Below are 22691 nucleotides of genomic sequence, written 5' to 3'. Positions count from 1 at the left end.
GACATAGCTTTGCGTCGCGCTGACGCTAATTTGCATGCCATCCGGCAAGCTGAGCGCTCACTAATCAGCGTGTAAGGCGGGCAGGATGGGAAGAACGTTACTGACGGGATGGTTTTTTTTGCTGCTATCACTGGCGGCCAGTGCACAATTACCGGTGGGGCCTGTGGTGATAGCGGGACAGCATGGGCGCCACCTTGCCGGGCACAGCAGTACGGCAGATGTCGCCGAGACGCCGGATGAACATATTCAGGAACGACGGGACGGCGTGCCGCAGCGGCATTGAGTATCGGGGCCGCACGGGCCCCGATCGCCGGGGATTATTTACGGCCCAGCAGGAAACCGACAATCACGCCGATGCTGGCGGCAACGGCCAGTCCGGTCGCCGGGTTGTCGCGTACCGATCTCACCACGCAGTCTGCTGCATCCTGCACCGCATAACTGGCCTGCGCCGGATAGCGTCGCGCGGCACCGCGTGCCTGATGACGGCGTGAACCGGTGAACTCGCCAAATTTTTCCTGTACGGCACCCGCCGCTTCATTCAATTTTGCTTCCGCTTTATCGGTCATATTGACTCCCTGAGAGTGGTGAATGTCTCTTTCAGCGTAGACAGAGAAGTGCAGACCAGCAACCTGGTGGCTTTTCAGGATGTAACAGTGGTTTGCAGGAATCGGCATTGCTGTCCATACCTGGTAAGGACCACGTTAAGCTGCACGAACCTCACGCAGCGCCCACTGAACGGAGGAGAAATGAAACGCGATATCCTGAATGAAGACGATTACGATGAAGTTTGCCGGGTGATTGGCGATGCGGTGATTGTCCTTTCCGAGTGCGGTCATGAAACCAGACGGGAGGAGATTGCCCGTTTGCTGCAGCGTACGCGCCACGATCGCGCCCACGACGAACGCGATGAACAGCGTATGCTGGAGCACGCGATTCGTCTGGTACGGCCTTGAGCGCAGGGCGTCACGCGGACGCCCTCACTGCTGGCCGCGATACGCCGGGTACCAGCTCACCAGGAAGTGGCGCAGATGATCAAAACACCATTCGGCATCGTCCGCCTGCTGGCAGTAATAGCGAATGGTGACCTTCTCATAGCGACGATGGCGCTGCTGCAGCGGCGACCAGCTCCAGTCCAGCACCGCGCGCGCATAGTTGACCAGCGCGTCGCGCGGCATGCTGTGCTGCTGCTCCTGGCGGCGCAGATACATCTCAAAGAACTGATCGAGACTCTGTGTCTCTTCGCTGCTACAGTCCAGCGTGGGGCGGAACGCCACATCGAGAAAGCCGCACACGCCGTCTGCGCGCTGCTGCCAGTCACAGGCCAGCGTCATAAACAGGCCATCCTGCAGATTGACCTCTTCCAGCAGACGACGCAAATTTTCAGAATGTTTACCGGCGGCGATCTCATCAATGCGATCGGTTTCCAGCGTCAGGTCAAAACCGCACGGGTTGACCGAGCCATCCGCGTCTCGGGTGGCCGGAAAGGGGAAATCGATATAACCGTTATTGTCCAGACTCTTTTCCATAATGCAGGTCCGCAGCATGACAAACGCTGACAATAAACCATCTGCGCGCGCCACGCACGGCTTATGGACACGTCCAGGTAATCATGGTGTTACGCGCCGGGTTGATCAGGCGGAACTGCTTGTCGCTGAGCCGCTGTGCATAAAAGCCTTCCGGCGTCACGGCAGAAGGGACATAGCGGAAACGGTCGGTGGAGTGCAGTGCGCCGCTGCTCAGCGTTACGCCATCGCGCGCCACCGAAAACGAATTCACTAAATCGAAAATGCGCCCTTCGGTGTGGCCCAGCGACTGACCATAGAGCGTTGCGACCTCGCCGGGGCAATCGACGCCTTTCGGCGTGGAGCTGCAGCCAGCCAGCAGGATAAGTGTGAGTAGAAAACTGAGTCTTAACATGGTCCTGTTCCTGGTGCATTCCCTGATTTATGCTGGCCTGACGATGCGCGCCACTGATCCGATCATAGCATGTCTGACGCCACTGCCCATTTGCCATTTGTTTAATCGTTAAGCGGTAAGCATGTAAAGGGGTGACTTTGCTAGCAGATAAACGTTATTCTTGCCAGCGTTGCGCACCAGGTAAGCAAAACAAGGGTAAATCCATGAGAGAAGAAGAAGCCAGTTTAATGATTCTTCAGCACGCGATTGATAAGTTAGACGCCGACAAAAAACAGCAGGTGATGAACTGCGTGACGGCGATCCATGAAGTTATGCAGCGTTTCGATCCAGACGATGCCGGACTGGCGCTGATGCTGGTGGCCGCGCAGGTCGCGGCAGAGTAGTTCCATCCCATCCCGGTCTTAACCATTTATTTCACCCACCAGCCAGCGGTGAATCACCCGCACCATATATTGCTGCTGCTCTGCCGTTAACGGCTGATGCGCAGCAATGCCATGCCATTTTGCCAGACAGCCGCGGCAGCAGGTTGCCGTGGCGTGCTGGGCGATAAATACCGGATGGCCGCGCATTGGCGTCTGTTTGCCATCATTCTTTGGTTCGGCTGCAGCCAGTCTTTGCTGGATAAAATCGGCCGCGTGTTGGTCGATCACCGCCGGGCCTTTCTCAATACAGTCCTGTCGCTCTTTCGCGCCTAAATGGAAGCGGCGGCGAAACGGCGATTGCGCCAGCCGCGCGAATAATGCCTGTTCATCTCGCATAACATCCTCCTGACGCGATCTTAGCGCATTTTACTTAACTCGTTACAAAGATATCCCGATCGCATAAAACCTCACAAAATCAGTGGTGTGGAGACGTTCTTCCTGCCCGCAGTGGCTGACCTGCGGTCGCAGATTACCGCACCGGCGGCGGTTGTATGTTACCCTCTGGTCAATTAAATTCCTGTAAAATCATGATCTAACCTCAGTGGAGAACCCCCCATGAAGGCGATAACCCTTGCCGCGCTCCTGATGGCCTGCCAGATTGCCCCCGCGTGGAGCGAAAGCGAATTCCAGATCACCTGCCCGGGCCGCCCCACCATGACGGTATCGCGTGCCGCTTACGGTCTCAGCACGCTGATGTGGCCAACCCGGCATTTCCAGATTGCCGCCGGGCAGCAGCGCACGCATCTGCAGGACGGCGATAAGGTCGCCATTACCCGTTTCCGCAATGGCGATCAGCTGATCGTGAATAAAAACAGTGGCGAAACCTTTTTCGTCTACGCCGACAGCGATAAGCTGTTGCCCTGCAACCGCACGGAAAAACGCGATGCTGATATTCTGTCGCTGGAGCGCTACGACGACCGCCAGCACCCCTCTTCATAATGCCGCCACAAGGAGCCGACCATGCAATTAAGCGTTACGGATAGCGTCACGCATCAGGATCTGGATGAAATGCGCCTCGGCCTGAACGCCTTCAACAGCCGCTTTATTGACATCAATGAGATGAAAGCCATCGGTGTGTTCATCAAAGACGGCGCCGGGAAAAAGCTGGCGGGGCTGACGGGTTCAACCTATGGCAACTGGTTACGCATTGATATGCTGTGGGTCAGCGATGGGTTACGCGGGCAGGGCGCCGGCAGCCAGCTGATTCAGGCTGCCGAACAGGAAGCCCGCGCACGCGGCTGCCGTTACGCCCAGGTGGATACCGCCAGCTTTCAGGCGCGGCCGTTTTATGAAAAGCTTGGCTATACGCTACGTTTTAGCCTTGATCACTATCCGCGCGAACATCAGCGTCACTATCTGAGCAAGACGCTGTAATCACAGCAGTGGCTGCTGGCGCAGATCCAGCGGCGACTGTTCCGCTTCATCAATCGCGGCCAGCCAGCTCTGTAAATCGACCTTCGCCCAGGAGAGATGCCCGCGCGTGGTGCTCATCAGCACCACATCCGGACGCAGCGAGCGGTACAGCTCCAGCGACTGCTGCAGCTCCGCTGGATTACTGTCCGGCACCAGCACGCTAATCCAGCGATGGTAATCCCGCGTCAGGGTGTCGCCGACAAACAGGTAGGTCTGGCCGAGCGGTGAGTGATACAGGTAGCTGCAGCTGCCCGGCGTGTGGCCCGGCGTGGGCAGCAGGTGAAAGTCGCCAAAGTGCACGTCCTGATGCGTGAAGGTTTCGTCCGGCTCAATCACCAGGCTCACCGGGCCGAGCGATCGGCTGTGGCAATACAGCGCACTATTGAAGCGCTGCTGAATGGCCCGCGCGCCCGGCGCGGCTTCATGCCAGTGGGTAAAATAGTGGCGAATCACGCCGCCCGCGTCCGCGAGCACTTCATGATCCAGCAACTGCTCAACGCGGCCAATCAACAGGTTGCCGCGCGGATGGCGCAGCATAAACCCGTGCATCATTAAATCATTGGCCGTCTCTTCGGCGGGAAATTCCGGCGTGGAGATCCACAAGTCTTCGTACAGCGGCTTCAATAGCGGTCTCCTGCGGCAACACGTCAGCGCAACGTCGGATGGCCGGTAAAGGCTAACCGCGCGGCGCCCTGGTCAATCTCAAGCGTGGCGCTGGCGCCGAGCGGCAGCGTCACGGTATCGGCATCATGGCCAAACGGCAGATCGCTGATCACCGCAATCTGGTACTCATCACGCAACCGCTGCCACACCGTGGCGAAATCAAAGCCGTTGTCGTAATCGGACAGGGCGGTGCTGGTGAAGCTGCCGGTGACAATGGCGCGCTGGCGCGCCAGAATACCGCTCTGCTGCAGCTGAATCAGCATACGCTCAATGCGGAACGGATGCTCATTCACATCCTCGATCACCAGAATGCCGTCTTCAATCTGCGGCAGCCACGGCGTGCCAATCAGGGAGCAGATCATCGCCAGATTGCCGCCCCACAGCGTGCCCTGCCAGCGGCCGCGATCCGGACTGGCGCTGTGCCACGCCAGATTGACTGTAGGAGATGTTAGCGCCTGCCAAAAGTGGCTGACGGTAAATTCAGATAAAGCCTCCGCGCCAAAATTGCCGGCCAGCATCGGTCCGCTGAAGGTGATCAGCCCGGTTTGCGCCAGCAGCGCCAGCTGAATAGCGGTGAAATCACTGTGGCCGCACAACGCGACAGGCTGATTAAGCAGGCGACGCTGCAGCGCCACATAGTCGAGGTGATCGAGCAGGCGTGAGGCACCATAGCCGCCGCGCACCGCCAGTACGATATCCGGCAGCGACGCCAGCGACGCCAGCGCATTCACATCCTGCAGGCGCTGCGCGTCATCACCGGCAAAACGCTGCCAGCGGCGCGTAATGGCTTCCGGGTTTTGCAACTGATGGCCTTCCGCCTGCAGGCGCTCCACCGCGCGCCGGGCGGCGTCCTGATTGTGGCAATAACCGGAAGGGGCGATGAGGCGTATTGAACGAGGGGCGAGCATAACTTCCATCCTGCTGTCTGTTGGCCTGCCGATGATGACGAAATGCGTTACCGAAGTCACGGTAGCACAAGGTTTTTTACGTATTTAGGATAAACGGTAATTTTACCTTTTACCGTCATGGTTATGATAGCTTGCGCCAATCTTATAGCGGAACCGAAAATCAGTGAAAATTCGACTACTTATGCTGTCTGCTTTGCTGCTGGCTGGCTGTGCCAGCGAGCCGGAAAAACCGGTGACGCCGGAGAAGAATACGCCATTAACCCAGGCGCCGCCGTCGAAAGTGAATGATGCATGGTCACTGTTTACCGAAGATGCCGCCAGTCATTATGGCGTTGATGAGAAGCTGATCAGCGCCATTATTAGTGTCGAATCCGGGGGCAACCCAACCGTGGTAAGCCGTTCTAACGCGGTCGGGCTGATGCAGATCAAAGCCGCCACCGCCGGACGCGAGGTGTATCGCGCACAGGGACGCCACGGCCAGCCGAGTAACTCCGAACTGCGCGACCCGGCGAAAAATATTGATATCGGCGCGGCCTATATCCGGATTCTGCAGGATTCCGCGCTGGCGGGCATTCGCGATCCGCTGACGCTGCGCTATGCCACCATTGTTTCCTATGCCAACGGTGCCGGCGCGCTGCTACGTACCTTCTCGCGCGACCGCGATCGCGCCATTGCAATGATCAACGCCATGACGCCGGATGAGTTCTACCAGCACGTGCAGAACAAGCATCCGGCCGCCCAGGCGCCGCGCTACCTGTGGAAAGTCACCACCGCCTATCGCACCATCGGCTAATGCCGCTGGCGGGACTCAGTGCTGTGCGCGCTCTGCCGCAGCCTCATTTGAGGCATCGCTGAGGTTAATGCGCGGCAGCACGCCGCCGGTGAACTCCACGCGGCGCATCGGGAAGGCGAAACGAATCTGTTTCTGCTCCAGCTGCGCCATCAGTTGCAGGTTAATCTCCTGCTGAATGTCCATGTATTTGTTGTAATCGGCGCTCAGCACGAAATAGACCACCTCAAACGTCAGCTGCGATTCGTCAAACGACAGGAAATGGGCGCGATCAAAACGCGTGTCCGGCACGCCTTCAATGATGCGTTGCACCATGCCGCCAATCTGCCGCACTTTCTCCGCCGGCGTGCCGTAATTAATCCCGAACTTAAACACGATGCGTCGCTGCTGCATGCGTTTGTAGTTGTGGATGGTTTGCTGCAGCAGAATAGTGTTGGAGCAGACAATCTGTTCGCCGCCGAGACTGCGCAGCCGGGTGGTTTTCAGGCCAATGTGCTCAATGGAGCCAGCGATGTCGCCGAACACAATAAAGTCGCCGTGCTCAAAGGGCTTATCGAAGCCAATCGCCAGCGAAGCGAACACATCGCTCAGCACCGTCTGAATCGCCAGCGCGATGGCGATACCGCCGACGCCGAGGCTGGCCACCAGCGCGGTGATATTGATCCCCATATTGGAGAGGATCGCCAGCAGCATCATCACCCACACCACGACACGCAGCAGAATACCGAGGATCACCGTGGTGACCGGATTGCGCACGTGCAGCGGATCGCGCAGCAACGAGTGCAGCCACAGGCGAATGCCGCCGTCAATCCACAGCGTGAGCTGCAGAATCAGCGCCAGGAACCAGCCGTGGGCGATGGCGACGCTCCAGCTGTCCGGCAGGTCGACAAATTTCAGCGCGATCAGCAGCGAGAAGATCAGCAGCAGCAGCTGACTGGTGCTGCGCAGAATCTCCACCAGAATGCCGGTGAAGCGCACGTGGCGCTGTTCGCTGTAGTGGGCGATACGGTTAGAGACAAAACGAATGACGGTGCGCAGCAGCCAGTAAACAATCAGCGTGCCGAACACAATGATGGCGCTATTAATCCAGAAGTTTTGATTGAGAAAGATAAGTTGTAAACGATGGGCAGAAAGCCAGTTTTCCATTGGGGAGAATCTCCTTGCTGGGAGCCGGTGAAAAGAATGTGCAAGGAGAAAGCATAGACTACGCTGGCGCCGCGCGGGACGCCGGCGGTTTACTGGAAGCGATTGGCCTTGTCGCGCGCCAGCCGTTCCAGCGCAAAAATCACCTGCTGCAGCTGACGCTCCTGCACCGGTTCGATGGCGGTAAAACGGAAGCTAAGCCGCGGCGTGATGCGGGTTTCGTTCTTGCTGGTCACGGTGCTGCGCTCGCCGATGTGCAGCAGCTGTGCGGTCACTTCGAACTGGCCATATTCGCCCAGCTCAACGCGCAGCTTTTTGAAGGTATCGCCACGGTTAAGACCTTCCGGCAGCGCCTCATCCAGCAGCACGCCGACGCCGCCAAGCGACAGATCCTGCAGGCGAAAGCGCGCGGTGCTGCCGTCCGGCCACTGGCTGTGGCAGTAGAATACTGGTTCGAGCGGCGCGTTGACGCGAAAGAACTCCCGGCGCTGAATCTGCCACACCAGGTCGGGCAGCGCGGCGGCAAAGGCGGGCAGGCCGTCATAATCGATGCGGGTTAATCCCTGCAGCCCAAACTCCACTTTGGCACCGTGGGTTTCGGCCGCAATATTCACTTCGCCACCCTGCAGTGCCAAATCATTGTCCAGCGCGTTGCTGCCGAGATCAAAAATCACCCGATCTTCATCCGCGGCCAGCAGCCGGCTGATGAACTGACCACGGGAGAAATTGACCATCAGCAGGGTTTGATAACGCAACAAATCCTTCATCACGTTCAACACCGCTAGCGTACCGCGCTTGAGATATTGTTCTTTATCGGCGTCTTTCACGTCCTGCTCCACCTGTCCGATTGCTATTTTACGAGTGCGACTGCTCTTCGTCGGTTATCGACCGGGGCGGTAAAAGCTTTAGCCGGCGTGAACGAATTCATCATGATGTTGATGTAGCAGAGAAAAAATTCCCGGCTATACTTAGCGCGATGAACACCTTGATTCATAACGTAAGGAGCAGCAAATGGGTATTCTTTCATGGATTATTTTTGGTCTGATTGCCGGGATTATCGCTAAATGGATCATGCCAGGTAAAGATGGCGGCGGATTTATTTTGACCGTGGTACTCGGGATTGTCGGTGCGGTGGTGGGCGGCTGGATCAGTACCCTGTTCGGCTTTGGCCGGGTTGACGGCTTCAACTTTGGCAGCTTCGTGGTCGCGGTGATCGGTGCCATTGTGGTGCTGTGGATCTACCGTAAAGTCCGCAGCTGACGCCAAATCACGATTCAACAAGATCCGCAGTCCCGTCCGGGGCTGCGGATTTTTTTATGTCGTCAGAAATCGTAGCCGATTGTGGCGGTCAGCGTCCGCTCCGCGCCGCGATAGCAGTAACCGGTGCCGTAGCAGGCTGCCAGATACTTTTTATCCGTCAGATTGCGGGCATTCAGCTGCAGCCAGGCACCTTTCAGATTCGGCTGCCACGCGCCCAGATCGGCGCGCAGCGAGGCGTCAAACAGGGTCACCGACGGCAAACGGGTGGTGTTTTCGTTATCGGCCCACTGGCGGCCAATATAGCGCACCCCGGCACCCGCGCTCAGGCCGTAATCAAACTGATAATGCCCCCACAGCGACGCCATGCTATTTGGCGTGACGTACGGCGTATGGCCATCGTTGCCGTCCACGGAATCCTTAAAGCGCAGATGGTTGAGCGTATAACCGGCAATGGTGCTGAACCGTTCGGTCAGCTGGCTGCGCGCCTCCAGTTCAATGCCCTGTGCATGCACTTTGCCGGACGGGGTGTAGGTGCCGTCCTGCACGTTACGGTTGGCCACATCGTTCTGCGTCAGATCGTACAGGGCCACGCTGTAGAGATCGCGCGTGCCGTTCGGCTGGTATTTCACCCCGGCTTCATACTGCTCTGAGGTGGTCGGTTTCAGCTGATTCCCGTCGGGATCGGTCAGCGAAGCCGGGGTAATCGCCTGGCTCCAGCTGACGTACGGCGACACGCCGTTATCAAAGGCGTACAGCAGCGCGGCGCGGCCGCTGACGTGATCGTCCTGACGACGACTATTGCCATTCTCTGACACGATGCGGTCATAGCGACCAGACAAATCCAGATGCCAGCGCTGCCACGCCATCTCATCCTGCAGATAGAGGCCGCTCTGATAGTAGCGGCGCGTCTGCGCTGTCCAGAGGTAATCCGGCTGGCTGCCGATGGCCTCGCCGCTCCAGGCATTCAGCGGTGAGGCGGCGCCGCTGGCGTCGCTCAGATCATTTTTGTAGCGGTGATACTCCGCGCCAAGCGTGACGCGATGCTGCAGCGCACCGCTGGCAAACTCCGCCTGCAGCTGGTTATCGGTCGCCCACGCGCTGAGCGAAGAGCGCTCACCGGAGTAGTAGCGATTGAGCAGGTCCGGATTGTCGCTGTTCCAGCCAATCTGGTACACCTGGTCGAGCGCCACGCTGGAATGGCTGTAGCTGCCGGTGCTGTGCACCGACCATACTTCATCGAAACGGTGCGAGAAGTCGTAGCCGTAAATCTGCTCATGACGTTTGAACTGATCCAGCGCGCTGTCGCCCTCATAAAAGCCGTCGCTCAGCCAGCGGCCATTGTGGCTGTACAGCGTGCCTTCCGCCGGCACCGAGCCGTGATAGCCGCCTGAGGGATCTTTTTGCAGATAAGCACGCAGCAGCAGGCTGGTGTCTTCATCCGGCTGCCACAGCAGCTGGGGTGACAGGGCGTATTTCTCTTCGCGCGTGTGGTCGTACTGGGTATCGCTGTTGCGCGTGATGCCGGTCAGGCGGTACGCCCATTGATCGTTAATCGCGTCGGTGTAATCAAAGGCGGCGCTGTTACTGGCATTGCTGCCGGTGGCGAAGCGTAAATGGCCCTGCGAAGCAAACTGCGGCCGCTTCGTGACCATGTTCACCAGCCCGCCCGGCACCGTCTGACCATAAAGGGCAGAAGAGGGGCCTTTAATTACGTCGATGCGGTCAAGGAACCAGTTATCCACCTGCAGGATGTTGAAGCTGCCGCCGTCGCTCATCACGCGCAGACCGTCAAGGAAGGTGTTGTCGACGTCACCGCCGTGGAAACCGCGCAGCGAAATGGTGTCGTAACGCGTGGCCGCGCCACCAAAGTTGGTGAAAACCCCCGGGGTATAGCCCAGCGCCTGGTTCAGATCCTGCGCGCCCTGATCGTCAATCTGCTGACGCGTCACCACGGAAATGGACTGCGGCGTGGTGACGAGTGGACGATCGCTTTTCGTGGCGCCGCTGCGGGTGGCGAGATAGCCCGCCGTAGGCGAGGTGGCGCTCTCCTGCGGCTGTGCGGTGACCACCAGAAAGGGTTCGGCTACGCCGAGTGCCGGAAACGCCAGCGCCAGCGCGCACAGCAGCCGGCCACGGTTGAGGGGGAACAGCGCGGTCATAATGATTCCTTTGGCAGAGAATAAAAGCCGCACCACACCAGCGCGGCGGTTAATGATGAGAAAAAGAGTCATTTTAAGATTGAGAATTATTATCTTTTAGTAAGGGGTGTTTCAAGATGTAAAAGATAAGTAATGGAAAAGTGTGATGCGCAGGGGGGATGCCGCAGCGCCGGGCGTGGCCATCGCCTGGCTGTGGCATCGGGCCTGAGAAGCAGGTGCGCACGGCGGCGCACCTGACGTCAGGGTTATTTCGCCGCGTTTAGCGTCGGCATTGAGGGGATGTCGCGTGTGCTGTTACAGGTTTTATCTTTCGGACAATACTTATCCAGCAGCTTCAGCGTTACGCCGTTGGTCCAGCCAAAACCGTCCTGCAGCGGATACTCGCCGCCACCACCACCGCCCAGCTGGGCGCCGTCGACCACATACTTCTCAACCAGCTTGTGCTCGCGATCGTAAGTATGCTGCACATTTTGCAGGAAGCGCTGACCAATCTGCTGCGCCAGCTGGTTCTGCTTATAGTGCTCCAGACCTTCGACCGCTACCCACTGCAGCGGGGCCCAGCCGTTAGGCGCATCCCACTGCTGGCCGTTGTTTACCGTGGTGGTGACCAGCCCGCCTGGTTTCAGCAGCTGTTTTTCCACTGCGGCAGCGGTGCGTTCCGCCTGTTTGTCGCCCGCCAGCTGCATATACAGCGGGAACAGCGTGGCGGCGGTGAGCTGATTGTGCACCTGCTTTTTCTGGACATCGTAGTCGGCATACCAGCCCTGTTTGTCATCCCACAGGTAATGATTGATCGCTGCCTGGCGCTTCTCTGCATCCGCCGCAAACTGCTGCGCTTTATCATTCTGTTTTGCCAGCTTCGCGGCTTTCGCCAGCGTCTGCTCCAGGTGGAACAGCAGGCTGTTGAGGTCAACCGGGGCCAGCTGGGTGGTGCGAATCGAGGCCAGATTGTGCGCATCGGTGAACCAGCGTGAGCTGAAGTCCCAGCCCGAGGCGGCGCCCGCGCGCAGATCGCGATACACCTGCTGTTTATTGCGCTCAGGCGCTTTTTTCGCGGTGTTGACATCGTCCAGCCAGGATTCGGTGCGCGGCACGTCACGGTCATCCCAGTAGCGATTGAGCAGGGTGCCGTCGCTCAGCTTCACCACGCGCTTGCTCGCCTGGCCGGCAGCCACCTTGTCGCTGTCCGCCATCCAGTAGTCATACTCTTTTTGCAGCTGTGGCAGATACTGGCGGTAGACGTCGTCTCCCTTGTGGCTGGCCAGCAAATCCACCATCAGGCTGAAGAACGGCGGCTGCGAGCGGCTGAGATAATAGCTGCGGTTACCGTTAGGGATGTGGCCGTACTTGTCCAGCTCGCTGGCGAAGTTGTCCACCATGTCCTGCACCCGATCCCAATGGCCGCTCTCTGCCAGCCCGAGCATGGTGAAGTAGCTGTCCCAGTAATAGACTTCGCGGAAACGCCCGCCTGGCACCACGTACGGTTTCGGCAGTGGCAGCAGCGAATCGTACTGGCTGGCCGTTGGCGTGCTGCGCGTCAGCACCGGCCACAGACCATTGATGTGCGCGCGCAGGCTCTGGCCGGCGGGCGGCACGTATTTATCCTGCGCTTTGGGCAGGGTGAAGTTGGTATCCACGAAACGCCTGAGATCGAAATTACGCTGATTTTTCTGCATCTGCCAGTCGGCGAGAATCGACGCCGGGTCATATTTGGGGACCGCATCGGCAAAGGTTTTCTGATCCGGATAAAATCTGGCCTGCTGCACGGCACTGAATAGTGGGCCGAGTCGCACATCCGGCGGCTGCGGCTGGGCGCTGAGCATGCGGCTGTTATCCTCAGCGTGCACAGCAGACGCGCTCAGCAGCGCCGCGCTGAGCAATAGGGTAAGACGCGCAGGCGTAAACACTACATTTTTTATCATCGGTTTTTCTCCTTGTCCGAAAAGGTGGTGCGCTAACGCATTGACCACCCGAACAACTTTAGACGTTAACGCGCCGCTTAGCCTTTTGCAGCGGCGGAAATGTGAAGCCTTCGCGATTAATCGCCGGAAAATTGCGGTGCCGCGCGGGTTTTTACTTGCCCTGCGCCGCTATTTGACTGAGGCTGAAAGAAAAAAAGGAGAGCAGTATGGAGATCATCTGGTATCACCCGTCACTGAATCCGCAGCCGTGGCTGGACGGCATGCGCCAGCGCCTGCCGGCGGTGCGCATCCGCCAGTGGCAGCCGGGCGACAGTGCGCCCGCCGACTACGCCATTGTGCGATCGCCGCCGGTGGAGATGCTGGCGGGACGGGCGTTGCGTGGCGTATTCGCCATGGGGGCCGGCGTGGACGAAATTTTGCGGCAGCTGCGCACGCACCCTGAGATGCTGGCTGACGCGGTGCCGCTCTACCGGCTGGAAGACACCGGCATGGCACGCCAGATGCAGGAGTATGCGAACTGGTGCGTGCTGGGCTGGTTCCGCCGCTTCGCCGACTATCACCAGCAGCAGCGACAGGCGCTATGGCAGCCGCTGCCGGACCGCGAACGTGCTAATTTTACCATTGGCGTGCTGGGGGCCGGCGTGCTCGGCCGCAGCGTACTGGAGAGCCTGCAGCAGTGGGGCTTCCCGCTGCGCTGCTGGAGCCGCTCGCCGAAGCAGATTGCCGGTGTCACCACCTTTCACGGCCGCGACCAGCTAACGGAATTCCTTGCCGGCACGCAGATACTGATTGATTTGCTGCCCGCCACGCCGGAAACCAGCAACCTGATCGATGGCGCGTTTCTTAGCGCGCTACCGCGCGGCGCCTGTTTCCTCAACCTCGCGCGCGGTGCGCACGTGGTAGAGGCCGATCTGCTGGCGGCGCTGGAGAGCGGTCAGCTGGCCGCCGCCGCGCTGGACGTATTCCAGGTGGAACCGCTGCCAGCCGCGAGTCCGCTGTGGTCTCATCCGCGTGTCATGATTACCCCGCATAATGCCGCCACCACCTTGCCGCATGAGGCGATGGACTATATCGCCGGTGCCATCACGGCACTGGAGCAGGGCCAACAGCCGCGCGGTCTGGTCGATCGCCAGCGTGGCTATTAATTCAGCAGAGGAGAAGAGGATGTATCCCGTCGATTTACATATGCACACCGTGGCCAGCACCCATGCTTACAGCACGCTGCACGATTACGTCGCGCAGGCGAAACGGAACGGCCTGAAGCTGTTCGCCATTACCGATCACGGTCCGGACATGGCCGATGCGCCGCACTACTGGCATTTTGTGAATATGCGCATCTGGCCGCGCGTGATTGACGGCGTCGGCGTGCTGCGCGGCATTGAAGCCAACATCAAAAATCAGCAGGGTGAGATTGATTGCAGCGGGCCGATGCTGGATGCGCTGGATTTGATCGTCGCTGGCTTCCATGAGCCGGTCTATGCGCCGCGTGACAAGGCTCACCACACCGAAGCGATGATTGCCTCCATGGCCAGCGGACTGGTACACATCATCAGCCATCCGGGCAACCCGAAATTCCCGGTGGATATTCGCGCTATCGCGGAAGCCGCCGCGCACTACGATGTGGCGCTGGAGATCAACAACTCGTCGTTCACCCATTCGCGCCCGGGCAGTGAACCTAACTGCCGCGCGATTGCGGAAGCGGTGCGTGACGCCGGTGGCCGGCTGGCGTTTGGCTCCGATTCGCACACCGCCTTTACGCTCGGTGATTTCGAACACTGCCTGCGTATTACGCGCGAAGTGGATTTTCCGCAGGATCGCGTGTTAAATGTCACGCCGCGTCGCCTGCTCGACTTTCTCGAACAGCGCACCGGCAAACACATTGCGGAATTTGCCGACTTTTAACTTTTTTGCCTCAAGGAATTCTGTTGCATGAATGAGTTTTCCATTCTCTGCCGCGTCATCGGCTCGCTGTTTAATCGCCAGCCGCAGGACCCGCTGCTGGTGCCGCTGTTCACCCTGCTGCGCGAAGGCAAACTGAAAGATCAGTGGCCGCTGGAGCAGGATGAACTGCTGACCCGGCTGCAGCAGAATAGCGATCCGCAGGCGCTGGCGGCGGATTACAACGCGCTGTTCGTCGGCAGCGACTGCAGCGTACCGCCGTACGCCTCACAGTGGCCGAACGGACCGCAGGAAGCCGAGGTGCGGGCGTTTTTAACCTCACGCGGTATGCCACTGAGCGAGTCGCCGGCCGATCACTTTGGCGTGCTGCTGCTGGCGGCCTCCTGGCTGGAAGATCAGTCTGCAGAAGATGAGGCGGCGGCCCAGCTGGCGCTGTTCGATGACTACCTGCTGCCGTGGTGCGGCGCCTTCCTCGGTAAAGTGGAAGCCCACGCCACCACCGCGTTTTATCGCACGCTGGCGGCGCTGAGCCGTGAGGCGATTCAGGCGATGTATGACGAACTGCGTGAAGAGGGCGACGACGCCTGAGTCGTCACCAGCAGGGATGGCTGCTGCGGGGCAGCTGCGCCGGTGAAGCGCACAGCATCGGCGTACCGGGCAGATAAGCCGCGGCGCGCAGGCGCTCGCCAATCCCCCAGCGATTGATCTCCAGCGCGCTCAGCGCATCGTGCGGCTGCGGCGTAATGCCACGCTGTTCGCCTTGTGGCGCTGCGCCGTGCTGCTGAAGCAGCAGCGCGGTACGCGCCAGCGACAAACGCGCCTGCCAGCCGGTGCCGTTAACGCGGCGCTGGCGTAATCCTTCCAGCACCGCGGCCGCCATCATATAGCCGGTGGCGTGATCCAGCGCCTGCACCGGCAGCGGCGTCGGTTTAACGCCTGCCTGCCAGCGCATACCCTGTTCGGCGATGCCGCAGGCCATCTGCACCAGGCTGTCAAAACCGCGCCGGTTGCGCCACGGCCCGTGCCAGCCCCAGGCGTTGAGGCTGACATCCACCAGCCCCGGCGCCAGCCGCTGACGGCTCTCCGCATCCAGCCCCAGCTTTTCCAGTGCGTCCGCGCGGTAGCCGTGCACCAGCACATCCGCATGCTGTAGCAGCGTAATCAGCCGATCGCGCCCGGCGCGGGTTTTGATATCCAGCTGCGCGCAGCGTTTGCCGCAGTTGATCTCCTCTTCCAGCGTCGGTTCACGCCAGCCGGGCGGATCGATGCGCAGTACCTGCGCGCCGAGGCTGGCCAGAAAGCGGGTCGCTACCGGTCCGGCAATGATGCGCGTCAGATCCAGCACCCGCACGCCCAGCAGCGGCCGCGCCGGCAGCAGCGCCCAGCCCGGCGTGGGCGCTTCGCCGGTTGCCCGTTGGGCAATCAGCGCTTCTTCGCTTACCGCCAGTCCCTGCGCGTGCTGCTGCCACTGCTGTGCGCTGCGCATCCAGGCGGCACAGCCGCCGGCGTCGACCACGGCCTGCTCCAGCGCGTGTCCCTGCCAGCGTGCCACCACCGCCGCCAGCGATGACCGATCGGCGTGCTCGCCCAGCACGCGCGCCATGGCGGCGCGATGGTGTGGTGCGTTGGTGTGCAGGCGGATCCAGCCATCCTCGCACGGATAGTCACCGGCCAGCGCGTCCCACTGGGCGGCTGGCGGACGGTTCAGCGGCGTCAGGCTGTGCTGAAACCAGCGCGAGGCCAGGCGGACGTTGACGCTGACCGGGGCCGGGCGCCCCAGCAGATCGCTCAGCGCCTGGCTGGCGAGGCCGATGCTGGTGGCGGCGAGTTCGCTAACGGCAAAAGCCGAGGGGAAGCTGTCGGTCTGAAGAAAGTGGATCGTCGGCGCGTGTTCCGCACCCCGCAATCCCTGCCAAAGTTGCTGCCACAATGCGGCAGCGCGTTGAGAATCCATGCTAAACCTCCGGAAAACACGCGAGCTTCAAGCATAGCAGAGTGGATTAGCGGCGGCGCAGACGCGGAAAGCGGGCATGCATGCGCAGGTTACGCAGGTTAATCACCGCAATCGCCGTCCCCAGCACCACCAGCGAGGCACCCAGAATTTTGAAGCTGTTCATGCTGTCGCCCAGCACCAGCACGCCCATCAGTACCGCCAGCACCGGCGTCAGCAGCGAGTAGGGCATAATCAGGTTGACGTTATATTTTTTCAGCAGCGCGTACCACAGCGTGTAGGCGACAATTGACGAGGCGAGGGCGCTATACAGGATGCCAAACCAGCCGCGCCAGCCGGCGTGGCTCAGCGCGGTAAACTGCTGCGATTCGGTCAGCCATGAGGCCGCGCCGACAATCGGCACCGCAAGGAAGGAGATCCAGCCGGTAAGCGTCAGCGGTTTAATCGGCGGTGACTTTTTCACAATCATATTGCTCACCGCCCAGCCAGTGGCGCTGCACAGCAGAATACACAGCACCCACCACGCCGGAATTGTCGGGCTGCCGGAGAGCACCACCACCCCGGCCAGCGAGATGGCGATACCGCACAGCTGCACCAGCCGCAGTTTCTCCTTCAGCACCACCATCGCCAGCAGCATGGCAATCGGCGTGCCCAGCTGGACCACAATGGCCCCGGTGCCGGCATCGGTATAGCGCATGCCGACAAACAGCAGCGAAAAGTGCATGAAGCCAAAGGTAAACGCCAGCGTCAGCAGCCACGGTAGCTGGGCGCGCGTGATGCGGCAAAACGGCACCAGCACGATAGCCACCACCACAAAGCGCATCCAGGTGAGAAACAGCGGCGGAAGCTCCAGCAATCCCCACTTTATCGCCACGTTATTGAACGCCCAGATGCACACCACCATCAGAACCAGAAAAAAATGCCGCACCGCCACGCTGCTGTCCTTTGTTTTATCGATGTTGTCACCGTCTAATGATGGCACGAAGGCGATCGGTTGGCGCACGCGGGCGACGCTTTTTTTCGTAATGGCATTAGCTTATGCCGAAAAATCCAGGACAGGGGGCAAATTTACTGTCAGAGTGGATGTCCGAAACACGATCATTTGAGGACCGTATTCGGCATGACACAGATCCGCACCTTACCCCTTGCTCTGATTCAACTCGAAACGCCGCCGCCGCAGGTGGTGGCAAAAATTGGTGAACAACCACAGTGGTTTATTGCAGCCCTGGCGCTACAGCCGGATGATTATGTCATTGTGCGGCCGCATCTCGGAGAAGAGCTGCCGGCTTTCTCTGGCATCAGCGGCGCGATTTTCAGCGGTTCGTGGGCGATGGTGACCGATCACGCCGACTGGAGCGAGCGCACCGCCGCCTGGATTCGTGCGGCCATCGACGCGCAACTGCCGCTGCTCGGCGTTTGCTATGGCCATCAGCTGATGGCCTATGCGCTGGGCGGTAAAGTGGGCGATAACCCGAACGGCTGGGAGCGCGGACTGAAAACCCTGACGCGCACCCCGCACCGCGATCCGTGGCTGGCACAGTTGCCGGAGGCCTTCCCGGCGTGGTTGTCGCACCGCCAGTCGGTGCTGGTACCGCCGCCGCAGGCACAGGTGCTGGCGCGTTCAGCGCTGGATGGTTGCCAGATTCTGCGCTATTCGCCGCAGGCGCTGTCAGTGCAGTTCCATCCGGAGTTCGACCATAACATCATGACCGCCTGTCTGCCTTCCGGCGTCAGCGATGATGGCGCGCAGCTGTCTGGCGAAGACTGGGCGCGCGAGCTGCTGCAGCGTTTCTGGCAGCAAACGCGCCCGCAGGCGCAGGCTCAGGGCGCGTAATGCCGCGTGCAGCGATAAACCCACGCGGGTGGCATATTTTTCAGCACCCGCTGGCGCTGCCAGGTGAAGTAGCGTGACAGGCTGGGCTGCGTCAGCGAGGTGTATTGAAACTGGACAAACACGCCGCGCGGTCCCAGTCCTTCATGTACCGCGCTGAGAATGGCGTCGCGCGTTGCGGGCGGCAGCGACAGCAGCGGCAGGCCGGAAAAAATCACATCGTACTCCCCGGACAGATACTCTGCCGAGCAGGCGCGCACCTGCATGCGCGCATCGTTCCAGCGGCGTAACCCTTTTACCAGTTCGGGACTGATTTCAAACACATCCAGCTGCGCCTGCGGTGCCATATGTGCCAGCAGATGACGGGTCAGCACGCCGTCGCCGGCACCCAGCTCGGCAATGCGCAGGCTGTGCTCCCAGTTGACCGTTTCACACATGGCGCGACACAGGGCGGCTGAAGAGGGCGTGATGCTGCCCATTTTGCGCGGATTGCGGATAAATTGCTGAACGAAGTTCGCTTTGGCGCGCATTACCATCAGGGCTGAAGCCAGCATCTTGTTCTCCTGTTCACGGGTCTGCTTCATATTGACCGCACAAATCGCACATGTTCCGCTTTTCATCGCGCTTATGGCCAAACTCGGAATTATCTGTCTGCGACAGGCGCAGGTTATGGCGTGACGGCAGGGCCGTTTCTTAATGCCCTCTTTTCCTTCGATGCGGTCACAGTTTCCCGCTGAGCGATCTGACAGGCTGGCATTGTTCGCTCAGTGTTAATAACAAGTTTAAATGTTGTTAATCGCCACTCTGTCCCGCAAGGAGAAACACCATGCGTTACGCTGCTCCGGGAGAAACCGGTTCTCTCATCCATCTGCAATCGCGTTATGGCAACTTCATCAACGGCGAATTTGTTCCGCCGGTAAACGGTAACTATTTTGTTAACACCACGCCGATCAACGGCTCGACTATCGGCGAATTCCCGCGCTCGGATAAACAGGATATCGACAACGCCGTGGCCGCCGCGCAGGCCGCTGCGGACGCATGGGGCAAAACCTCGCCGCAGGCGCGTTCGCTGCTGCTGCTGAAAATTGCCGACCGGCTGGAAGCCAATCTGGAAGCCATCGCGGTCAATGAAACCTGGGATAACGGTAAGCCGGTGCGTGAAACCCTGGCGGCTGATTTGCCGCTGGCGGTTGACCACTTCCGCTACTTTGCCGGCTGCGTGCGCGCCCAGGAAGGCACCGCGGCAGAGATCGACGAATTCACCGCCGCCTACCACTTTCATGAGCCGCTTGGGGTCGTCGGACAAATTATTCCGTGGAACTTCCCGCTGCTGATGGCGGCGTGGAAACTGGCGCCGGCGCTGGGTGCCGGTAACTGCGTGGTGCTGAAGCCCGCCGAACAGACGCCGCTCTCCATTACCCTGTTGATGGAGCTGATTAAAGACCTGGTGCCGCCGGGCGTGATTAACGTGGTGCACGGCTACGGCAAAGAGGCCGGCGAGGCGCTGGCTTCGCATCCGGGTATCGCCAAAATCGCTTTTACCGGATCGACCGCCACCGGCGGCCACATTCTTGAGCTGGCGGCAAAAAGCCTGATCCCGTCCACCGTCGAGCTGGGCGGCAAGTCGCCCAACATTTTCTTCGAAGACATCATGCAGGCGGAGGAAAGCTTCATCGAAAAAGCGGCCGAAGGCGTGGTGCTGGGCTTCCTTAATCAGGGCGAAGTCTGTACCTGTCCGTCACGCGCGCTGGTGCAGGAGTCGATTTTTGAGCCGTTTATGGCGGCGGTGATGAAGCGCATCCAGACCATTAAGCGTGGCGATCCGCTCGATACCGAGACGATGATCGGCGCGCAGGCCTCGCAGCAGCAGTTCGACAAAATTCTCTCTTATCTGGAGATTGCGCAGCAGGAGGGCGCACAGGTGCTGCACGGCGGCGGGGTGGAGAAAATCGGTGAGGCGTTTGCCAGCGGTTACTACATTCAGCCGACGCTGCTGAAAGGCGATAACAGCATGCGCGTCTTCCAGGAGGAGATTTTCGGACCGGTGGTCGGCGTGCTGACCTTTAAAGACGAAGCGGAAGCGATTGCCATCGCCAACGATTCGATTTACGGCCTCGGTGCGGGCGTGTGGACGCGCGATATTAACCGTGCTTACCGCGTAGGTCGCGCGATCAAAGCCGGTCGCGTCTGGACCAACTGCTATCACCTCTATCCGGCGCACGCCGCGTTTGGCGGCTATAAAAAATCCGGGATTGGCCGTGAAACCCACAAAATGATGCTCGATCACTACCAGCAGACTAAAAATCTGCTGGTCAGCTACAGTACGCAGCCTCTCGGCTTTTTCTGATTTAACCGGCAGCGGTGCGCGCCGCTGCCGCCTTCATGGCAACGTCACACAGCCCTGTCACAGTGCTGACAGAAAAAACAGATTATTCCCCCTGTTATTAAGACGCGTCTTGTCGATATTAAGAGGCGTGAGTTTATACAGTAACGCACCGTTTTTAAGGAGAGAAGATGAACACCCTGTACCACTTTCAGGAGCAGCACGACGAAGTGCTGGATGCGGTCGAAGAGAATATCATTACCGTAAATCTGCCGGGCCGCCAGGCAATCTACGTGATTGGCCAGAACGACGACGATGCCGATCTGTTGCTGGACGTGCAGCTGCGCGGTGTGTGAGCGCAGCAGGGGCTGGCAGACAAAAAAAATCCGCAGCTTTTACGCCGCGGATTTTTTTATTGCAGGCCGGCTTATTTCACGCAGGCAGCACACTGGTTGTGGATTTGCTGGAAGAAGTCATTGCCTTTGTCATCCACCAGGATGAAAGCCGGGAAGTTCTCAACTTCAATTTTCCAGATCGCTTCCATGCCCAGTTCGGCATACTCCACGCACTCCAGACTCTTAATGCTTTGCTGCGCCAGCACCGCCGCCGGGCCGCCAATACTGCCCAGATAGAAGCCGCCGTGTTTATGGCAGGCATCGGTGACCTGCTGGCTGCGGTTACCTTTGGCCAGCATCACCATGCTGCCGCCGTTAGCCTGCAGCAGATCGACGTAGGAGTCCATGCGGCCGGCGGTGGTCGGACCGAGTGAACCGGACGCGTAACCTTCCGGTGTTTTCGCCGGGCCTGCATAGTACACCGGGTGATCTTTGATGTACTGCGGCAGACCTTCGCCGTTGTCGATGCGCTCTTTCAGTTTGGCGTGCGCAATATCACGCGCCACGATGATGGTGCCGTTCAGCGACAGACGCGTCGCCACCGGGTAAGCGGATAGCTGGGCGAGGATCTCGCTCATCGGGCGATTGAGATCGACGCTGACCACTTCGCCTTCGCCCTGCTGACGCAGCGCTTCCGGGATATAGCGGCCTGGATTGTCTTCCAGCTTCTCGATCCAGATGCCTTCGCGGTTAATTTTGGCTTTGATGTTGCGGTCAGCCGAGCAGGAAACGCCCATACCTACCGGGCAGGATGCGCCGTGACGCGGCAGACGCACCACGCGGATATCGTGAGCAAAATATTTACCGCCAAACTGCGCGCCGAGGCCGAGTTTCTGCGAGGCTTCCAGCAGTTCCTGTTCCAGCTGCACGTCACGGAACGCCTGACCGTGTTCGTTACCTTCGGTCGGCAGCGAATCGTAATAGTGGGTTGACGCCAGCTTCACGGTTTTCAGCGTGCTCTCAGCGGAAGTGCCGCCGATCACAAACGCAATGTGGTATGGCGGACAGGCCGCCGTACCGAGCGACATCATTTTATCGATCAGGTAGTTTTTCAGCTTCGCTGGTGTGATCAGCGCTTTGGTTTCCTGATACAGATAGGTTTTGTTAGCAGAACCGCCACCTTTGGCGATGCACAGGAATTTGTATTCGTCGCCGTCAACGCTGTAGAGATCGATCTGCGCCGGCAGGTTGGTGCCGGTGTTGACCTCTTTGTACATATCGAGCGGCGCATTCTGCGAGTAGCGCAGGTTATCTTCGATAAAGGTGTTGTAAACGCCCTGAGACAGCGCAGCTTCATCGCCACCGCCGGTCCAGACGCGCTGGCCTTTTTTACCCATGATGATGGCGGTACCGGTGTCCTGGCAGGTCGGCAGCACGCCTTTGGCGGCGATTTCCGAGTTGCGCAGGAACTGCAGCGCCACGTATTTGTCGTTCTGGCTGGCTTCATCGTCCGCCAGAATCGACGCCACCTGCTGCTGATGTGAGGCGCGCAGCATAAAAGAGGCATCGTGGAACGCCTGCTGCGCCAGCAGCGTCAGCGCTTTCGGGTCGACTTTCAGGACTTCTTCACCGTCAAAGTTGGCCACCGAAACATGGTCGCGGCTCAGCAGATAGTACTCGGTATCATCTTTGGCGAGAGGAAAGGGATTCTGGTAGTAGAAGGGTTTGTTCGACATGTTGGCTCACTTAGCTTCG

Annotated in this window: 26 protein-coding genes; 12 read left to right on the top strand and 14 right to left on the bottom strand. The window is 59.5% G+C overall.

The genetic code is table 11. From position 1 onward, the window contains the following. Nucleotides 1–317: 317 nt before the first annotated feature. Nucleotides 318–566 (bottom strand): DUF883 family protein, encoded by a 249-nt coding sequence (locus AC6I8P_RS11145; RefSeq protein ID WP_021506368.1) that lies wholly within the window; start codon nt 564–566, stop codon nt 318–320. Between the two features lie 180 nt (nt 567–746). On the opposite strand from AC6I8P_RS11145, the gene AC6I8P_RS11140 reads away from it, so the two are divergent. Further along, nucleotides 747–953 carry a DUF2767 family protein gene (locus AC6I8P_RS11140; protein WP_021506367.1) on the top strand — a complete coding sequence of 69 codons (207 nt, stop codon included), beginning with the start codon at nt 747–749 and terminating at the stop codon, nt 951–953. 24 nt (nt 954–977) lie between these two features. Here the strand turns inward: AC6I8P_RS11140 and AC6I8P_RS11135 are convergent, their stop codons facing one another. Together AC6I8P_RS11135 and AC6I8P_RS11130 are read right to left on the bottom strand one after the other, a co-directional pair. Further along, a complete protein-coding gene (locus AC6I8P_RS11135) occupies nt 978–1526 on the bottom strand; it encodes a hypothetical protein (RefSeq protein WP_058769856.1) in 549 nt (182 codons plus the stop codon). Between the two features lie 61 nt (nt 1527–1587). Then, the gene (locus tag AC6I8P_RS11130; RefSeq protein ID WP_021506365.1) at nt 1588–1917 is read right to left on the bottom strand and encodes a hypothetical protein; all 330 of its coding nucleotides are present in this window, start codon (nt 1915–1917) and stop codon (nt 1588–1590) included. A gap of 203 nt (nt 1918–2120) precedes the next feature. Here AC6I8P_RS11130 and AC6I8P_RS11125 point away from each other — a divergent pair, with 203 nt between their 5' ends. Next, complete coding sequence (locus AC6I8P_RS11125) at nt 2121–2300, top strand: hypothetical protein (protein WP_031279245.1); 180 nt, start codon at nt 2121–2123, stop codon at nt 2298–2300. 18 nt (nt 2301–2318) lie between these two features. Here the strand turns inward: AC6I8P_RS11125 and AC6I8P_RS11120 are convergent, their stop codons facing one another. After that, entirely contained in the window at nt 2319–2675 is a 357-nt protein-coding gene (locus tag AC6I8P_RS11120; RefSeq protein WP_421039319.1) for a DUF4186 domain-containing protein, read from the bottom strand. Nucleotides 2676–2894: 219 nt separating this feature from the next. Between AC6I8P_RS11120 and AC6I8P_RS11115 the strand changes: the two genes are divergently transcribed. Next, a complete protein-coding gene (locus AC6I8P_RS11115; RefSeq protein ID WP_058780734.1) occupies nt 2895–3278 on the top strand; it encodes a hypothetical protein in 384 nt (127 codons plus the stop codon). Between the two features lie 21 nt (nt 3279–3299). Further along, on the top strand, nt 3300–3713 hold the full coding sequence (locus tag AC6I8P_RS11110) for a GNAT family N-acetyltransferase (RefSeq protein ID WP_058757613.1): 414 nt from the start codon (nt 3300–3302) through the stop codon (nt 3711–3713). On the opposite strand, the gene AC6I8P_RS11105 is transcribed toward AC6I8P_RS11110, so the two are convergent. Together AC6I8P_RS11105 and ldcA are read right to left on the bottom strand one after the other, a co-directional pair. After that, entirely contained in the window at nt 3714–4376 is a 663-nt protein-coding gene (locus AC6I8P_RS11105; RefSeq protein ID WP_021506360.1) for an MBL fold metallo-hydrolase, read from the bottom strand. A 23-nt stretch (nt 4377–4399) separates the two neighbouring features. After that, nucleotides 4400–5323, bottom strand: a complete 924-nt coding sequence (ldcA, locus tag AC6I8P_RS11100; RefSeq protein ID WP_058776494.1) for a muramoyltetrapeptide carboxypeptidase — start codon at nt 5321–5323, stop codon at nt 4400–4402. Between the two features lie 163 nt (nt 5324–5486). Between ldcA and emtA the strand changes: the two genes are divergently transcribed. Beyond that, nucleotides 5487–6116, top strand: a complete 630-nt coding sequence (gene emtA, locus AC6I8P_RS11095) for a membrane-bound lytic murein transglycosylase EmtA (RefSeq protein ID WP_072208977.1) — start codon at nt 5487–5489, stop codon at nt 6114–6116. Nucleotides 6117–6131: 15 nt separating this feature from the next. On the opposite strand, the gene AC6I8P_RS11090 is transcribed toward emtA, so the two are convergent. Both AC6I8P_RS11090 and AC6I8P_RS11085 read right to left on the bottom strand, forming a co-directional pair. Then, the gene (locus tag AC6I8P_RS11090; RefSeq protein ID WP_127833936.1) at nt 6132–7259 is read right to left on the bottom strand and encodes a mechanosensitive ion channel family protein; all 1128 of its coding nucleotides are present in this window, start codon (nt 7257–7259) and stop codon (nt 6132–6134) included. Between the two features lie 89 nt (nt 7260–7348). Beyond that, nucleotides 7349–8083 (bottom strand): flagellar brake protein, encoded by a 735-nt coding sequence (locus tag AC6I8P_RS11085; protein WP_058757616.1) that lies wholly within the window; start codon nt 8081–8083, stop codon nt 7349–7351. Between the two features lie 184 nt (nt 8084–8267). On the opposite strand from AC6I8P_RS11085, the gene AC6I8P_RS11080 reads away from it, so the two are divergent. Next, complete coding sequence (locus tag AC6I8P_RS11080; RefSeq protein ID WP_021506355.1) at nt 8268–8516, top strand: GlsB/YeaQ/YmgE family stress response membrane protein; 249 nt, start codon at nt 8268–8270, stop codon at nt 8514–8516. A 62-nt stretch (nt 8517–8578) separates the two neighbouring features. Here the strand turns inward: AC6I8P_RS11080 and AC6I8P_RS11075 are convergent, their stop codons facing one another. Beyond that, nucleotides 8579–10675, bottom strand: a complete 2097-nt coding sequence (locus AC6I8P_RS11075; RefSeq protein ID WP_498030621.1) for a TonB-dependent siderophore receptor — start codon at nt 10673–10675, stop codon at nt 8579–8581. Nucleotides 10676–10920: 245 nt separating this feature from the next. Next, nucleotides 10921–12597, bottom strand: a complete 1677-nt coding sequence (gene treA / locus AC6I8P_RS11070; RefSeq protein WP_421039317.1) for an alpha,alpha-trehalase TreA — start codon at nt 12595–12597, stop codon at nt 10921–10923. Nucleotides 12598–12803: 206 nt separating this feature from the next. Here treA and ghrA point away from each other — a divergent pair, with 206 nt between their 5' ends. The 3 genes from ghrA to AC6I8P_RS11055 are packed head-to-tail and all read left to right on the top strand — an operon-like array spanning nt 12804 to nt 15084. Next, entirely contained in the window at nt 12804–13742 is a 939-nt protein-coding gene (ghrA, locus tag AC6I8P_RS11065) for a glyoxylate/hydroxypyruvate reductase GhrA (RefSeq protein WP_498030620.1), read from the top strand. A gap of 19 nt (nt 13743–13761) precedes the next feature. Next, complete coding sequence (locus AC6I8P_RS11060; protein WP_136548503.1) at nt 13762–14499, top strand: phosphatase; 738 nt, start codon at nt 13762–13764, stop codon at nt 14497–14499. 27 nt (nt 14500–14526) lie between these two features. Further along, a complete protein-coding gene (locus AC6I8P_RS11055; protein ID WP_021506350.1) occupies nt 14527–15084 on the top strand; it encodes a TorD/DmsD family molecular chaperone in 558 nt (185 codons plus the stop codon). A 4-nt stretch (nt 15085–15088) separates the two neighbouring features. On the opposite strand, the gene AC6I8P_RS11050 is transcribed toward AC6I8P_RS11055, so the two are convergent. Together AC6I8P_RS11050 and AC6I8P_RS11045 are read right to left on the bottom strand one after the other, a co-directional pair. After that, nucleotides 15089–16450, bottom strand: coding sequence for a CoA transferase (locus AC6I8P_RS11050; RefSeq protein ID WP_498030619.1), 1362 nt, complete (start codon nt 16448–16450; stop codon nt 15089–15091). 46 nt (nt 16451–16496) lie between these two features. Continuing rightward, complete coding sequence (locus tag AC6I8P_RS11045; RefSeq protein ID WP_058757622.1) at nt 16497–17381, bottom strand: DMT family transporter; 885 nt, start codon at nt 17379–17381, stop codon at nt 16497–16499. A gap of 186 nt (nt 17382–17567) precedes the next feature. On the opposite strand from AC6I8P_RS11045, the gene AC6I8P_RS11040 reads away from it, so the two are divergent. After that, entirely contained in the window at nt 17568–18281 is a 714-nt protein-coding gene (locus AC6I8P_RS11040; RefSeq protein WP_058769654.1) for a glutamine amidotransferase, read from the top strand. Here the strand turns inward: AC6I8P_RS11040 and AC6I8P_RS11035 are convergent. Beyond that, nucleotides 18269–18832: a class I SAM-dependent methyltransferase gene (locus tag AC6I8P_RS11035; RefSeq protein ID WP_021506346.1), complete on the bottom strand. Its 564-nt coding sequence runs from the start codon at nt 18830–18832 to the stop codon at nt 18269–18271. The genes AC6I8P_RS11040 and AC6I8P_RS11035 overlap by 13 nt on opposite strands. 272 nt (nt 18833–19104) lie before the next feature. Between AC6I8P_RS11035 and exaC the strand changes: the two genes are divergently transcribed. Then, nucleotides 19105–20625 (top strand): acetaldehyde dehydrogenase ExaC, encoded by a 1521-nt coding sequence (gene exaC / locus AC6I8P_RS11030; protein WP_021506345.1) that lies wholly within the window; start codon nt 19105–19107, stop codon nt 20623–20625. 167 nt (nt 20626–20792) lie between these two features. Then, nucleotides 20793–20957, top strand: coding sequence for a hypothetical protein (locus AC6I8P_RS11025; RefSeq protein ID WP_021506344.1), 165 nt, complete (start codon nt 20793–20795; stop codon nt 20955–20957). A 71-nt stretch (nt 20958–21028) separates the two neighbouring features. On the opposite strand, the gene fumA is transcribed toward AC6I8P_RS11025, so the two are convergent. Further along, on the bottom strand, nt 21029–22672 hold the full coding sequence (gene fumA / locus AC6I8P_RS11020; RefSeq protein ID WP_058769655.1) for a class I fumarate hydratase FumA: 1644 nt from the start codon (nt 22670–22672) through the stop codon (nt 21029–21031). Nucleotides 22673–22691 lie beyond the last annotated feature (19 nt).

The sequence above is a fragment of the gamma proteobacterium symbiont of Lampromicra miyakona genome (assembly GCF_059730895.1).
The sequence above is the reverse complement of the archived record's forward strand: the minus strand, read 5'-3'. Positions and strand labels throughout refer to the sequence as shown.

Coding starts and splice junctions, on each gene's coding strand:
- AC6I8P_RS11145 (WP_021506368.1), bottom strand. CDS start 566: ATGACCGATAAAGCGGAAGCAAAATTGAATGAAGCGGCGGGTGCCGTA.
- AC6I8P_RS11140 (WP_021506367.1), top strand. CDS start 747: ATGAAACGCGATATCCTGAATGAAGACGATTACGATGAAGTTTGCCGG.
- AC6I8P_RS11135 (WP_058769856.1), bottom strand. CDS start 1,526: ATGGAAAAGAGTCTGGACAATAACGGTTATATCGATTTCCCCTTTCCG.
- AC6I8P_RS11130 (WP_021506365.1), bottom strand. CDS start 1,917: ATGTTAAGACTCAGTTTTCTACTCACACTTATCCTGCTGGCTGGCTGC.
- AC6I8P_RS11125 (WP_031279245.1), top strand. CDS start 2,121: ATGAGAGAAGAAGAAGCCAGTTTAATGATTCTTCAGCACGCGATTGAT.
- AC6I8P_RS11120 (WP_421039319.1), bottom strand. CDS start 2,675: ATGCGAGATGAACAGGCATTATTCGCGCGGCTGGCGCAATCGCCGTTT.
- AC6I8P_RS11115 (WP_058780734.1), top strand. CDS start 2,895: ATGAAGGCGATAACCCTTGCCGCGCTCCTGATGGCCTGCCAGATTGCC.
- AC6I8P_RS11110 (WP_058757613.1), top strand. CDS start 3,300: ATGCAATTAAGCGTTACGGATAGCGTCACGCATCAGGATCTGGATGAA.
- ldcA (WP_058776494.1), bottom strand. CDS start 5,323: ATGCTCGCCCCTCGTTCAATACGCCTCATCGCCCCTTCCGGTTATTGC.
- AC6I8P_RS11090 (WP_127833936.1), bottom strand. CDS start 7,259: ATGGAAAACTGGCTTTCTGCCCATCGTTTACAACTTATCTTTCTCAAT.
- AC6I8P_RS11080 (WP_021506355.1), top strand. CDS start 8,268: ATGGGTATTCTTTCATGGATTATTTTTGGTCTGATTGCCGGGATTATC.
- AC6I8P_RS11075 (WP_498030621.1), bottom strand. CDS start 10,675: ATGACCGCGCTGTTCCCCCTCAACCGTGGCCGGCTGCTGTGCGCGCTG.
- treA (WP_421039317.1), bottom strand. CDS start 12,597: ATGATAAAAAATGTAGTGTTTACGCCTGCGCGTCTTACCCTATTGCTC.
- ghrA (WP_498030620.1), top strand. CDS start 12,804: ATGGAGATCATCTGGTATCACCCGTCACTGAATCCGCAGCCGTGGCTG.
- AC6I8P_RS11060 (WP_136548503.1), top strand. CDS start 13,762: ATGTATCCCGTCGATTTACATATGCACACCGTGGCCAGCACCCATGCT.
- AC6I8P_RS11055 (WP_021506350.1), top strand. CDS start 14,527: ATGAATGAGTTTTCCATTCTCTGCCGCGTCATCGGCTCGCTGTTTAAT.
- AC6I8P_RS11050 (WP_498030619.1), bottom strand. CDS start 16,450: ATGGATTCTCAACGCGCTGCCGCATTGTGGCAGCAACTTTGGCAGGGA.
- AC6I8P_RS11040 (WP_058769654.1), top strand. CDS start 17,568: ATGACACAGATCCGCACCTTACCCCTTGCTCTGATTCAACTCGAAACG.
- AC6I8P_RS11035 (WP_021506346.1), bottom strand. CDS start 18,832: ATGCTGGCTTCAGCCCTGATGGTAATGCGCGCCAAAGCGAACTTCGTT.
- exaC (WP_021506345.1), top strand. CDS start 19,105: ATGCGTTACGCTGCTCCGGGAGAAACCGGTTCTCTCATCCATCTGCAA.
- AC6I8P_RS11025 (WP_021506344.1), top strand. CDS start 20,793: ATGAACACCCTGTACCACTTTCAGGAGCAGCACGACGAAGTGCTGGAT.
- fumA (WP_058769655.1), bottom strand. CDS start 22,672: ATGTCGAACAAACCCTTCTACTACCAGAATCCCTTTCCTCTCGCCAAA.